The sequence below is a fragment of the Priestia sp. 53B2 genome, assembly GCF_056099005.1.
The window spans coordinates 285,313-299,165 of the sequence record NZ_JBLZXA010000009.1 but is presented as its reverse complement, the minus strand read 5'-3'; the positions used below and the strand labels follow the sequence as shown (position 1 = coordinate 299,165).

General features: G+C 36.9%; 13 protein-coding genes. 3 read left to right on the top strand and 10 right to left on the bottom strand.

Annotated features, from left to right (window positions below):
• Positions 1 to 15: 15 nt before the first annotated feature.
• The 8 genes from murJ to ACN6NE_RS10675 all read right to left on the bottom strand — a co-directional run bounded on the left by murJ (position 16) and on the right by ACN6NE_RS10675 (position 8,684).
• Entirely contained in the window at positions 16 to 1,518 is a 1,503-nt protein-coding gene (gene murJ / locus ACN6NE_RS10710; RefSeq protein WP_057240054.1) for a murein biosynthesis integral membrane protein MurJ, read from the bottom strand.
• A 30-nt stretch (positions 1,519 to 1,548) separates the two neighbouring features.
• A complete protein-coding gene (locus ACN6NE_RS10705; protein WP_016765961.1) occupies positions 1,549 to 1,881 on the bottom strand; it encodes an EamA family transporter in 333 nt (110 codons plus the stop codon).
• Positions 1,874 to 2,209, bottom strand: coding sequence for a DMT family transporter (locus ACN6NE_RS10700; RefSeq protein ID WP_252284511.1), 336 nt, complete (start codon positions 2,207 to 2,209; stop codon positions 1,874 to 1,876). The genes ACN6NE_RS10705 and ACN6NE_RS10700 overlap by 8 nt, the downstream gene beginning before the upstream one ends.
• Entirely contained in the window at positions 2,209 to 3,927 is a 1,719-nt protein-coding gene (locus ACN6NE_RS10695) for a DUF6020 family protein (protein WP_474325309.1), read from the bottom strand. The genes ACN6NE_RS10700 and ACN6NE_RS10695 overlap by 1 nt, the downstream gene beginning before the upstream one ends.
• A gap of 2 nt (positions 3,928 to 3,929) precedes the next feature.
• Entirely contained in the window at positions 3,930 to 4,868 is a 939-nt protein-coding gene (locus ACN6NE_RS10690; RefSeq protein WP_013059871.1) for a glycosyltransferase family 2 protein, read from the bottom strand.
• Positions 4,865 to 5,965, bottom strand: coding sequence for a glycosyltransferase family 4 protein (locus ACN6NE_RS10685; protein ID WP_129705532.1), 1,101 nt, complete (start codon positions 5,963 to 5,965; stop codon positions 4,865 to 4,867). Before ACN6NE_RS10685 ends, ACN6NE_RS10690 begins: the two co-directional genes overlap by 4 nt.
• A gap of 291 nt (positions 5,966 to 6,256) precedes the next feature.
• The gene (locus ACN6NE_RS10680; RefSeq protein WP_129705530.1) at positions 6,257 to 7,042 is read right to left on the bottom strand and encodes an endonuclease/exonuclease/phosphatase family protein; all 786 of its coding nucleotides are present in this window, start codon (positions 7,040 to 7,042) and stop codon (positions 6,257 to 6,259) included.
• Positions 7,043 to 7,046: 4 nt separating this feature from the next.
• Complete coding sequence (locus ACN6NE_RS10675) at positions 7,047 to 8,684, bottom strand: PTS transporter subunit IIBC (RefSeq protein ID WP_474325308.1); 1,638 nt, start codon at positions 8,682 to 8,684, stop codon at positions 7,047 to 7,049.
• 275 nt (positions 8,685 to 8,959) lie between these two features.
• On the opposite strand from ACN6NE_RS10675, the gene pgmB reads away from it, so the two are divergent.
• Together pgmB and ACN6NE_RS10665 are read left to right on the top strand one after the other, a co-directional pair.
• Positions 8,960 to 9,667 carry a beta-phosphoglucomutase gene (pgmB, locus tag ACN6NE_RS10670; RefSeq protein WP_129705526.1) on the top strand — a complete coding sequence of 236 codons (708 nt, stop codon included), beginning with the start codon at positions 8,960 to 8,962 and terminating at the stop codon, positions 9,665 to 9,667.
• Between the two features lie 88 nt (positions 9,668 to 9,755).
• Entirely contained in the window at positions 9,756 to 10,625 is an 870-nt protein-coding gene (locus ACN6NE_RS10665; protein ID WP_075421467.1) for a Cof-type HAD-IIB family hydrolase, read from the top strand.
• 33 nt (positions 10,626 to 10,658) lie between these two features.
• Here the strand turns inward: ACN6NE_RS10665 and pdxK are convergent, their stop codons facing one another.
• On the bottom strand, positions 10,659 to 11,483 hold the full coding sequence (gene pdxK, locus ACN6NE_RS10660) for a pyridoxine/pyridoxal/pyridoxamine kinase (RefSeq protein WP_474325307.1): 825 nt from the start codon (positions 11,481 to 11,483) through the stop codon (positions 10,659 to 10,661).
• A 357-nt stretch (positions 11,484 to 11,840) separates the two neighbouring features.
• Here pdxK and ACN6NE_RS10655 point away from each other — a divergent pair, with 357 nt between their 5' ends.
• The gene (locus tag ACN6NE_RS10655) at positions 11,841 to 12,530 is read left to right on the top strand and encodes a hypothetical protein (protein WP_240702564.1); all 690 of its coding nucleotides are present in this window, start codon (positions 11,841 to 11,843) and stop codon (positions 12,528 to 12,530) included.
• A 62-nt stretch (positions 12,531 to 12,592) separates the two neighbouring features.
• On the opposite strand, the gene ald is transcribed toward ACN6NE_RS10655, so the two are convergent.
• Positions 12,593 to 13,726: an alanine dehydrogenase gene (gene ald / locus ACN6NE_RS10650; RefSeq protein ID WP_013059863.1), complete on the bottom strand. Its 1,134-nt coding sequence runs from the start codon at positions 13,724 to 13,726 to the stop codon at positions 12,593 to 12,595.
• Positions 13,727 to 13,853: the final 127 nt, after the last annotated feature.

The window sequence follows — 13,853 nt, the reverse complement described above, 5'->3', positions numbered from 1 at the left end:
CCTGTTTTACGTGAATTAACGTTTTCTTTTAACTAAAAGCATAACACCTTCTACTCTGCATAATAGCGTCGACATTAAGTATACTAAACCACCTGCAATACAGACAATACCAAATCGTAAGATAACATGTAATGAATTCAAAAATGCGATGTCCTTTAAGAAGAACATGACGATAGCAACAGGTACGGAAGCTAAAAGAATTTTTCCTGTTTCTTTCACTAGATATCCGTAATGGAAGTGATTGATTTGTTTTGCCAGCATAACGAATACGATGGCTGTATAGAAAAAGGCAACCACTGACATGGAAAGTGCTAACCCTTGGTATCCCATAAATTTAGTGAAAATCATGTTAAAGATGATATTTAACACAATGGATAATAAGCCTGCTCTCATAATAAGATAACCTTTTTGAAGAGAATAAAATCCTTTTGCAAGAACAGCTTGCAGCGAATAGAAAAACACCGAACCTAGGTAATAATAAGATACATCCGTTGTTTTTAACGTTGAATGTGCGTCAAATGCACCGCGCTGATAAGCAATCATTACAATGTCTTTCATATAAAAAATCATAATGACAATCGTTGGAATTAGCAGCATCAGCATAAACGTAATCCCTTTTTCAATTCCCGATTTAAAACGTTCTTCATCTTTTTCAGAAATGGCTCTTGCAATCAGCGGATAAATAATGGTTGCGACCGTAACCCCGAATATTGCCTGGGGAATACTTACAAGTCTGAAGGCGTAATTTAAGTATGAAATAACACCTTCACCAAAGGAGCCAGCAAAGAAGAAGTTTACAGTTAAATTAATTTGACCGACCATAATGGTCACACCAACAGGGATAAATACTTTATAAAAAGCCACCACTTCATCACGGTCAATTTTTTGCTTCCATAACAGCAGATGCTGCGGTTTAAAATAGACAACTTTAATTAAGAAAGAAGCAATTGTTCCTACAAAATAGCCAAGAGCAATTGCATAGCCGCCCATAATTGAGTGTAATAGGATTGTACTTAAAATCGTAAATAGTACCACAACCGTTTGAGAAAACACGGAGAAAGAATATTGACTTCGTGCATCAAATACCCCTTCGTATACGGCATTCACTCCAACTAGTGAAAGAGACAAGAAGTACATAACGCCCGTATAAATTCCTAGTTCAATTGCTGCTTTGGAAAAATTAGAATACGAAGCGGGAAAGTAAAAGAAAGCGGCAATTGATCCGAGAACCGAAATAATGAAACAAATAAGAAAGGTTGATTTAACAATATTAGTCAAATGAACCTTTCCTTTATTTTCTTTTTCATAACGTAAATAACTAGGAATAAACGCATCCTTCATCCCCGTTAACATAAATAAAATAAAAGCGTTTGGAATGATCATTGCTGCGTTGTATGAATCGACGATATAACTTGTACCGAAATAGTTAGCAATAACTAAATCACGAATCATACTAGAAAATTTCAAAAATAATGTTGATATGAGCAGTAAAATGCTCGCGAATTTTAAGTTTTTCATGCGAAACTCCTACCTTTTCAAGTTATCTCATCAACTATTAGCAATAAAGAAGCATCCGACAATTAGAAGAATACAGCCGATAACTTGTTTTGTTGTAACTTTTTCTTTAATTAAAAAGTAACCGAATGTTAATGTCCAAATATACGTAATAGACGTGAGCGGAAATACAATAGAGTAAGGTAACAGCGTTAAAACATACACATTAAGCAGAGCTGCCGCCCCGTAAAAAAGGCCGCCACCCACAAAGCAAATAAGCGCTAGCTTTATCTTTTTTTCATTTAAATACGTAGAAATATACTTGAAAAAGACAGCTCCAACTGAACCTAAAAGGGTCATAATAAGTAAAAGCGGGATACTATTCATCTTGGCCACCTACTAAAATTACACCTACGATAATAATAAGAGTACCGACCAGCTTCATAGGGCTAATGGTTTCATTTAATAGAAAGAAACCATTAGCAATGCTGATTACGTATCCTAGGCTTAAAAATGGATGAAGCAAGGAAACTCTTTCAAATTTAAAAGCGGCAATCATAAAAACCGCTCCTAATCCATAAAGAAAAAAACCAATAATTAAATTTAAGTTAAATGAAGCTTCGGACAACTTCCAAAAAAGTTGTCCAACAGCTGTAAACAGGGAAGCCACGATAATGAGTGTGATTCCTAGCTTTTTGTTGTAATTGCTCTCCATCAGGAGGTCACACCCCTTTCGTTCTGATCAAATCGGATAAAAGGAAGACCAATAAAGAAGAAAGACACAAATACGCTTGCTAATAAATATCGAAAATCTTGAGCCGGCAATGCCGCAAGAACAGAAAGCGTGTTAAGAGCCCAAGGAATGACGATAATAAGTGACGTAAATCCTCTTCGAATCACTAGCATTAATGAAAATAATAAAATGACACAGTGATAAAAAGCTGGTTTCCATAAGAATGTAAAAACAGGGTGCTTAAAAATAGCTAAGTAAGCATTGGCAGTATGCGTAATAAACGGCTCGATTACTTTATTTTTAAGACCTAAATCATTGCCGTAATAAATGTTGGTTACATACGTATCTGTGTAGCCATCTTTAAAAGGATTGATTTGCCATACTAAAGCCGTTTGTTTGAGAAAGCCCTCCGTTGCTAGATAAGGATTTTTGATGACAATGCTAGCATAATTTTTAAAATAAAGACCTAGATCATTAAAAATAAACTCGCGGTCGTAGTATTTCCAAGTGAATTTAATAGGATCGCTTTTATATGGATTGTACTTTTCTTTCCACAATTCAATAGGAAGCACTTTATTAAAATATTCGCGCTCTTCTTTTGACATCTCCCCATCATTTGAAATGATGTTTGCAATTTGTTGAGTTGGGATAGACAAAGCCTCATTTGGATCCGAAGGCTGTACATCAAGCCACGTGAACACAGGGCCTGTAACAATCTTTTGTAAAATAAAGACGACTAAGAAAATCGTGACAAGAGGTTTCCAATTTTTTCTGAATAAGACGATCATTAAAAGGAAAGTCAAAACAAATACAGGAAAACCATTATGTCTAAAGAAAGCTACTCCAAATGCGGAAAGTAAAAGTAAGAAAAAGCCTGCTTTACTTTTAATCCAAGCACCTTTTGACAAATAGATTTTTGCAATATTCACCGTAAAAAACAACAGAAAAGCACTGTATAAAATATCTTTCCAAATAATAATTGAAAAGATTAAAAAGCTTGGAATAATGACAATAATAGCTGTTAAAAGTCCAATCATAACAGGATGTGCTTTGCGTTTAATGAAAAAGTCAAACGTATAGGCGTATATGCTTACTACAACAACAATTTGCGTGAATGCTACAATTCCTGGGTTATCCCATATTTTTGTCAGCAGCATAATCAGCCACGTAATCATAATAGGGTGCCAATCGTTAAATTCTCCGTTATGTGCCTGTCTCCACTGTGCTAATGAATCGGGAGTCATGGCCGCTGGGAAAAAGGCGAACCAGTAATATAGACTAACAGCTAAAATAAGAATCGTAACAATTCCTAGGTAACGCTTTGGGTGTGCAAATTTATAGTGAAAATCGTTTATCTGTTTGATAGCGCTGAGTACAGCGGCCGTCAGCAGCATTGCCAATAAGGTACGGCTGATGGCATACAAAACGAGTAAGAAAATAGTTGAGCTTGTCATATGTAAGTTATCTAAAAGCGAAAACTGTACGATAAACGAAAAAACAATCAGCAATAGCCATTCTAGCGGTTTAAATGAAGCATAAGCTCTATTTTTATAAATAAAAATAGAGCTTATGATGGTAAATACAAGTGCAGCAAAAAGGGAAAGATAATGAACACCGTCTGGATTACCAATACTTAAACCGATAAGAATAATTAAAGCTGTTACTGTAAGCAGCAAAATACTTTTTTTATTCTTCATCATTGTTATTCTCCTACTTGTTCAATCTGTTCAATTTTTTTATTTAGTTCTAATTCATATTGCTTGCGATTTAATGAAGCGATTGTATCTAGAATTAATCCACAGACGAAAGATAAAACACCTAACACCATCAATCCAGTTGCTAAGATAGATGAAGGTACTTTGGTAATAAAGCCTGTATCAAAAAATTCATAAAGTACCGGAGCACCAACAGCTAATCCTGCGACAATAAATAACACTGTCCAAATGGAGAAGAACTGAAGCGGCTTGTACTCTTTAAATAACGTAAAAATCATTCGTAACACTTTAAATCCATCAGAGAACGTATTAAGTTTCGATTCGCTGCCTTCAGGTCGATCGCGATAATCGATCGCGATTTCTTTTAGGCGGAAGCGTTTATCTAACGCGTGAAGACTCATTTCTGTTTCAATTTCAAATCCCGGGCTCATCACAGGTATTGATTTTACAAATAATTTATCGTACGCACGATAACCTGTCATGATATCTTTAATGTTACTTTTGTACAGGCCGTTAATTAAAGAACGTACTAAGTTGTTACCAAAATTATGGAAAGCACGTTTGTTTTCTTCGAGATACGTTCCGTTTGATAAACGATCTCCAATGACCATGTTAGCTTCTCGATTTCTAATAGGCTCAATTAATTGATGAACAAATTCTGCAGGATACGTATCATCCCCATCTACCATGACATAACAATCTGCATCAATTTCTTGAAACATCGAACGTACAACGTTTCCTTTTCCTTGCTTGAATTCTTTTTTGACGATTGCCCCGTGTTCAAGTGCAATTTCACTTGTGCGATCTTTTGAATTGTTATCGTACACATAAATATCTGCACTAGGCAGTTCGCGTTTGAAATCGTCAATTACTTTTCCAATTGTTACTTCCTCGTTATAACAAGGAATTAAAACTGCGACTTTCATTTTTCCACCTCATCAAAAAAAATTGTTGGTAGTTGTTCAGCAATTACATCTACTGTGTAGCGGTTTGCTGTTTGTAACGCCTGTTGAGACATTTGCTGTTTCACATCTTCAGGAAGATTAATATAAGCCTGTAGCTGTGAAGCTAGTTCGTCTACATTTTTAGGCTCAAAGAATAGACCATTCTTTCCGTCTATAATGTAATCTTTTAGACCACCAATCTGACTCCCAATTACGGGTGCTCCGCAAGCCATAGCTTCGAGGCCGACTAAGCCCAAACTTTCTCCTTTTCTTACGGTCGGAAACACGAATGCTTCAATCGCATTATATACGTAAGCAAGAGAGGACTGAGGAAGGAGAGGGAAATGGATGACTTTTTCCTCTAGGCCCAGAGTCTTGATCATTTCCTTAAATGCAGCTTCGTCTTTTCCGCTTCCAACGTATAGGTATTTGTAAGAAGTGGGCATTTGTTGTTCAGCTTTTGCAATTGCTTGCAGGTAGTATTCCCATCCTTTACCCACATCAATGCGGCTTACACATCCAAGATAACGGATAGTAGGGTCCAAGTTTAGTTCTTGATAAGCTTTGCTTTTATCTGCATAAGGGTGAAACAGATCTTTATTCACTCCTCCGCTTGGAAAAATATAAATTGGGTTATAAACCTTATATTTCTCTTCAACGAGCCCTTTATAATAAGGAGAAGGAGTAATAATTTTAGTGGAATGTTGCAATAAGTCATTTACTCTAGGCTGATACTTTTCCTGTGAAGGTACTTCAGGTACAACGTCTGAACCATGCACGTTTGTCACAATCTTCACATTCTTCTTTAGCTTTTTAAGAATCAGCAGCGGAAGAGCATTATGAGATGCATAATGTACGTAAAGGTAGTCGTAGTTTTTTGTCAAGCCCGTCAAGACGACATTAGCATAATGAGAAGCATAGCTAAAAAGCTTGCTTAATTTGTTTGTCTTTTTTTGCATGACAATTTTATCAACTTGAATACCATGTTGAACTAAAATTTTTTCAGTGTTTTGAACAAATACACCATAGCTCGGGAATTGTTCAGAAGGATACATATTTGAAATCAACAAAATTTTCATGATTATTTCACACCTATTTTTCTTTATTAGTTTATGATAATGACAACGGGTGTTCATTTAAATAGAGCTTACATGTATCATCTTACTATTAAGTTGAGTGATTTTATTGATAAACATGCAAAAATGGGTTGCATATCGCCAACATCACAATATTATAGCACACCTACTTTTTAAAATGCGAAAGTTTATCGGACACTTCTAAAACGATAGATAAAGCAGTAAAGAAGATGATTTTCACATCATCATAATCACACGAAAAAAAGCGAACGCTATTCGTTCGCTTTATGTCACTTATTTCACTTCAACGCTGACCCCAAAATGGTCGGAAACAACGGGATAATGTATGCCGTTAAAAACCACAGTTGATGACTGAATATCCTGCGCATGACTCGATAGAATTAGATCAAGGCGCAGTGCCCGTTCATTATCATCCCATCCAGCAATGTTACCTTTAACTGTAATACCGCTGTCTTTTTTGTTCGATAGAGTATACGTATCATAGAGGCCTTGGCTCAACAGGTAGTCGTAACCTTCATTTCGTCTATGAGCGTCATTATTAAAGTCTCCGAGTAGGAAAAATGGGTTATCTTTGTGTACATGAGCTAGCAGCGTATCAACTTGCTGCTTGAACGGCTCTTCCTCGTCATCCCACCAGCCAAGATGACAAGAATAAAACGTAAGGAGTTCTTTTTCATATTCGATTGTTGCTCCAACAATTCTTCTCGTTTTCCAATAGTCAATATTTGACGTTTGTGAAACAAAAAATGAATGCTCTTCAATAATCGGGTGTTTCGTTAAAATGGCAATTCCTTCTTCATACACTTCATAGCCTATATGAGATAAATCCCATACCAATTGATAGTCTTCACCTTGCTTACCCAGTTCTTTTGCTAAAAGCCAAGCGTAATTATCGCTACGAATGTAGTCATATACATAAGGTGCGTCTACTTTTTGGCTTACTTCCTGTAAAGAAATGACATCATATTTTTCTTTTTTAATTACTTCAGCTAGACAAGATAACTTGTCTAGCTGATTTTCCTCTTGCCAAGAGTGGCAATTTAACGTTAATAGCTTCATTATGTTAAGCTCCTAACAAATCTTGAATGTCGGATTTCAAAACATCCGCTTTAGGTCCATAAATAGCTTGTACCCCTTTATCTTTCAAGATTAAACCAAGGGCTCCGTTTTGTTTCCACTCACTTTCTCCTGCAACGGCATGTATATCTTTTACCGTTACACGTAAGCGAGTCATACAAGCATCAACGTCTTCAATATTGTTTTCTCCGCCAAGCAGTCCAATAATGACTGGGGCAAGCGAATCATTTTTCACCTGCTTGCTGCTTGTTGCAGTTGTTTCTTCATCGATATAGTTTCCGTTACGTCCCGGCGTTGGGAAGTTAAAACGTTTGATTAAGAAGTTTGCCACTCCAAAATTTAAGCCAAAGAATACAAGGCAGGCGATGACAAAGTTCATTAAGTCAGCCCATAGTCCAGCTTTGATAATCATTGGTGTACGTGTTAATAGTTCAATTACGCCAAATGAGTGTACGCGAACATGAACAATATCAACAATGGCAAAAGCCAGTCCCGTCATAATGGCGTATACGACGTATAGAAGAGGTGCCGTGAACATGAACATAAATTCAATCGGTTCTGTTACGCCTGTTAAGAAAACAGCCAGCCCAGCTGAAAAGAACATTGAACGATATTTCGAACGTTTGTCAGGATCTACGTTACGATACATTGCTAAAGCGATTCCAATTAGCGACGCACAAGATAAAATCATCTGTCCTACTTTAAAGCGTGCAGGTGTAACGTCATGTAATAGCTGCTTGTAGCTTTCCATATCTCCTGCAGCACGGAAATTATTTAAATCTGCAATCCAAGCAAGCCATAAAGGGTCTTGACCAGCAACAGTCGAACCTGCTCCAGAACCTGTTAAAATTTTGTACGTTCCGCCTAGCTCCGTGTAGTTCATAGGAACTGTCAGCATATGATGAAGACCAAATGGAAGAAGCAGACGCTCTAATGCTCCGAAAATAAATGGTGCTAGAATAGGAGCCGTGTCTCTAGATGTTGCAATCCACTGTCCGAAGCTGTTTAGTGAACCTTGGATGAACGGCCATACAATGGATAAAAGCAGTGCCGTTACAAATGAACCACCGATGACCACAAATGGTACGAAGCGCTTGCCGTTAAAAAACGAAAGGGCTTCAGGCAATTTATCATAGTTGTAATATTTATTGAATAAATTCGCGCCTAAAAACCCAGCGATAATTCCTACGAACACTCCCATGTTAAGAGCGGGAGATCCTAAAATAGATGTGAAGTAGTCTTTTACAACTAATTCTTGTCCAAACAGTGATTGAACCGTTGCTTTTGAATCTGAGAGCATTTCTGCTTGAACTCCGAAAATGGCTCCTGTAATTCGATTAATAAGAATGAATGCGATGAGTGCAGCAAATGCACCTCCAGCACGTTCTTTTGCCCAAGAGCCCCCGATGGCAACAGCGAACAAAATGTGAAGATTTGTAATGATACCCCAGCCTATGTCTTCCATCACGCGTGCAATTGTTTGTACAGCAGTGATGTCTCCCCCAGTCATTGCAACTAGTTTTCCAAGTGAAATCATAATACCAGCTGCGGGCATAACCGCTACTACTACTAATAAAGCCTTACCAAATTTCTGCCAAAAATCAAATGAAAAGAACTTCTTCATAGTTTTTCCCCTTCCCCTATGTATGGGTTTTCATTTTATTTTTTGATAAACTATATTTCAAAGATAGTGCAACCGTTTGCATAGCCTTATTGTAATAAAAGGGCTTTCATAATGCAATACTGTAATTTCTCTTTTTTTGAAAAATTTATTCATGAGTTATAAATGATGAAAAAATTTTTATGATAAAGTGAACAATATCAACGGTATTTTAACACGATGGAATGTAATCAAAGCATTCAAGTAATGGCATAAAGACAAGTGCAGAGGAGGATAATATGAAAAAAGAAGGGCTACAAGCGATTATTTTTGATTTAGACGGTGTTATTGCAGATACGGTACATTTATATTATAGAGCAAATAAAAAAGTAGCAGATCAACTTAACGTTTCATTTTCTGAAGAACTGAATCAGCAGCTGCAGGGGATCAGCCGAGTGAAAACTGTAGAGCTCATTGCTGCACAAGGCAACGTGCGTCTCACAGTGGAAAAAAAAGAACAGCTTGCTGATGAAAAGAATAAGCATTATCAAACATTAATAAGGAAAATGACAAAGGATCATCTACTTCCAGGAATACAATTGTTGTTAGAGGATTGCAAAAAGCAAGGCATTAAAATGGGAATTGCTTCTTCTAGTTCAAATGCAAATACTGTAATAGATTCGCTAGGAATACGTTCTTTTTTTGATTGCATTGTGGATGTAAGAAAAATAAAGAAGGGAAAACCAGATCCAGAAATATTTTTGACAGCTGCCGATCAATTACAAGTAAAACCCTATGCATGTGTGGCCATAGAAGATGGAGAGGCCGGTGTAAAAGCTATTAATCAAACAGATATGGTTTCTATCGGCGTTGGTAAGCATCTGAAGGAAGAGGATGTAAATTTTCACGTATATTCAACAGCTGATTTGCATTTAAAGACGATCAAAGAGGTTTTCGAAAAAGCAAGAAAAGGAACAGATTATAACAGCGCGTATACAAAAAATTAGTAAATCTTTTACATGCAAGTAGCAAAGCCTAAAAAAACATATGCTAGAATAAAATAAGAGAGCAAAGATACATAGGAAGGGGTACATCATGATTAAATGTATTGCGATCGATATGGATGGAACTTTAGTAAATAGTGAACAAGTTGTAAGTAAAGAAAATGCCCAAGCGATTAAGACAGCTCAAAAAGCAGGGGTGGAAGTTGTTGTTGCTACGGGACGTTCTTATGAAGAGGCCCGTTATGTTTTAGAAGAAGCAGGACTTCATACATATTTAATTTGTGCAAACGGAGCAGAGCTTCGGAATCCACAAGGGGAAAAACAATATTCAGTAGGCATGACGATGGAATCTATTCGCGAAGTAGAAAATATTTTTAAGAAGTTTCAGTTGTACTTTGAAGTCTATACAAGTGAAGGTACGTATTCAAATGACTATGAAAAAGCTTTGTCGGTATTAATGGATATTTATTTAAGCGCTAGCTTAAAAGATAATTATGAAAAATCGTTAGAAGCGGCAAAAGAGCGTTTCAATAGCGGCAGAGTAAAGCTTATTGAAGAGTATGAAGCGTTGTTTCAAGATCCAAACAAGGACATTTATAAGCTGCTTGCTTTCTCTTTTGACGAAGAAAAGTTAGAACAGGCAAAAATAGAACTTGTGAAGTTAGATTCGATTGCAGTCAGTGCATCTGGTAAAGAAAATATTGAAATAAATGATGAAAATGCTCAAAAAGGAATTGCAGTTACATCATTTGTTCAAGAACGCCATATTTCTTTAGAAGAAACGATGGCCATTGGAGACAATTATAACGACGTATCGATGTTTCAGCGAGTTGGACGTGCTGTAGCGATGGGGAATGCCCCTCAAGAAATTAAAGAGTTTGCCCATATCGTAACAGGAACAAATGACGAGCACGGCGTAGCTCAAGCTATTTTAAATGCGCTTGAAACAGTTAAACAATAAGCAAACTAAAAAGCATGCCTAAAGGCATGCTTTTTAGTTTGTTACTTTCTCCTTGTTACGACGGTATGCACCGTGGTTTGTTGGTCCAACATATTGATTTAAAGCAAATGAATGACGAATTGCTTCTGTAATAAATTCTTTTGCTGTATAAATAGCTTGTTTGACGTCACTGCCTTTTGCCAATTCAGCAGCAATCGCAGCTGAGTATGTGCATCCAGCACCGTGCGTAAATGTCGTTTCAATACGTTCAGACTCTAAGATCTCAAACGTCTTTCCATCATAAAGCAAATCGATTGCTTTTTCATGCGCCAATTTATTTCCGCCTTTAATCAATACATATTCGGCACCAAGGTCAAAAATTTTAACGGCTGCTTCTTTCATTTTATCCACCGTTTTGATAGGACCAAGTCCGCTTAATTGACTAGCTTCAAATAAGTTAGGCGTTACGACCGTTGCTTTTGGAACTAGTACATCACGCAAGCTGACAGTTGTTTCCGGGTGAAGCGCTTCGTCCTCTCCTTTACATACCATCACAGGATCTACTACGACATTTTTTAAACCATATTCTTCAATTGTTTTTGCGGCTAGTTCAATAATTTCCACTGAGCCAAGCATACCTGTTTTTAGAGCTTGTACGCCTACGCCTTTTACAATTGTTTTCAACTGCTGTTCAACAGTTGAAACTTCTTGCGGAAATACGTTATGAGACCAGCTGTTATCGGGATCCATTGTTACAATTGTTGTTAAAGCTGTCATTCCGTAAACACCCAGTTCTTGGAATGTTTTTAAATCCGCTTGAATGCCAGCTCCGCCGCTGCTGTCAGAACCCGCAATGGTTAATGCTTTATTCATTGTCATAAAAAATCCTCCCGTATTTTAAGTTCATAGAGAAAATAGAGTAAAACTTCCACCGGTTGGTTTTTAGTTGCCCAATGTGTTTTAGATAAATTTCTTCCATTCACTTTTTCTTCTATTTTATCGCTTTTAATGTAGATATTCAATTTCTAAAAACTGTATGAATCCTAAGTGTATACTTTTGTCTTAGCCTCTTTTACCTTATGGTACAAGCACTCTTTCTTTTTATGAATAAAATAAAGAGAAACTTAAGAAAGGGTGATTCACATAAAAAAACATTCTAATCATAACAGTTATAAAGACGATTCGTATTCTTTCAATAAATCACAACCTCGCAAAAAAAACCATAAAGATTATTATATGAATTCAAATTTAACAAACGATCACTTCAGAACTGTTAAGGCGGGCACTTTAAATGTTTGTATAATTGTATTACCAGGAGCTAAAGTTGATAGAAACTCCAAAGATAATCAGTCTATAGTTCCCAATCGTGTAAAAAGAGACATAGCAGCTGCTAATAAAATATGGAAACAATATGAGAAAAACCGATTAATCCAAGGTGTTACATTTACTATTACACGTTCAGTTGTTTTTTTTGAAAACATCAGTGGTATTGTTAGTAATGCGGAAAATTTTCCAATTGGAGGGCTTAGTCATCTTACAATGGTACAAGCAATGCTTAAAACTGGCCGAAAAGTTTGTCAAAATGCTGATGTGTATGTATTTTACATGAATGGAAATAGATTTGGGCCTGTTAATTCTGATTATTCATCTACTCTCGCTGTAACTTATAATTCTTTTCCGCTTATTATTATGACAAATGCAAGTACAGATGAGTATCTTCTCGCACATGAATTGGGTCATTTTATGTTTATTACGAATCGTTTTAACGAGACGGATGATCCAGAACCTTTTCATGAACTAGATGGAAATCATAATAGAACGCCTAGTAACCTTATGTTTCCTACTCCTGAATTCTGGCCAATAGTACCGGAGATTACCAGTGAACAGATACACAAAGCTTTAAATAGTCGTGTTTTTTATAGCTAATTGTTGTTCATGCAAATTAAAAACGCCCTTAACAGCGGGTTAAGGACGTTTTTCACTATTTATTAGATAGAAGCTAATTCTTTTTCAAGAGCTACGTCTACTGATACATAATCATAACCTAAATCATGTGCAACTGCTTCGTACGTAATGGCTCCGTTTGCAACGTTCACTCCTAATTTTAACGCTTCGTTTTGAGCGATTGCTTTGTGAACACCTTTAGAAGCAATTTGAAGTGCGTAAGGTACGGTTACGTTTGTTAAAGCAATTGTTGATGTGCGAGGAACTGCTCCCGGCATGTTTGCAACTGCATAGTGTACAACCCCGTGCTTTTCATAAGTCGGCTGATCGTGTGTTGTAATGTGGTCGATTGTTTCAACAATACCACCTTGGTCGATTGCTACGTCAACAATAACAGAACCTGGCTTCATTGTTTTTACCATTTCTTCTGTTACTAGTTTTGGAGCTTTTGCACCTGGGATTAATACTGCGCCAATCACTAAATCTGACTCTGCTACTGCATCCGCAATATTGTAAGGATTTGACACTAGCGTATTGATTTGGTTGCCAAAGATATCGTCTAATTGACGTAGGCGTTCAGGACTTAAATCAATAATTGTTACATCAGCACCCAGGCCGATTGCGATTTTTGCAGCATTTGTACCAACACCGCCGCCGCCGATAATCGTTACTTTTCCGCGGCTAACTCCAGGAACACCCGCTAATAAAATTCCTTTTCCACCGTTTGATTTTTGAAGGAATTGTGCACCGATTTGAGCAGCCATACGTCCTGCTACTTCACTCATAGGTGTTAATAGAGGCAATGTACGATTTACTGCTACTGTTTCATAAGCAATGGCTGTTACGCCGCTATCTTTTAATGCTTTTGCTAGTGCTGGTTCAGCTGCTAAGTGAAGGTATGTGAATAGGATAAGACCTGGTCTAAAATAGCCGTATTCACTAGCTAATGGTTCTTTTACTTTCATAACCATTTCAGCTTGTGCCCAAACGTCAGCTGCTGTCTCAACAATTTCAGCTCCAGCTTTTACATAATCTTCGTTTGTGAAGTTACTTCCAATACCCGCTTCATTTTCAATTAATACACGATGACCTGTACCAACAAATGATGCTACGCCTGCTGGTGTAATCGCTACTCGGTTTTCGTTGTTTTTGATTTCTTTTGGTACGCCAATAATCATGATTAATTTCCCCCTTGGTCGTTTGTGTACCTTCAGTATAAAGAAAGTTTTATGAAATTTCTTTGTCTAGAAAGAAGAATTGAAGAAGTGGTTTTTGTTTAAACACACAAATGTAAACGCTTACTTA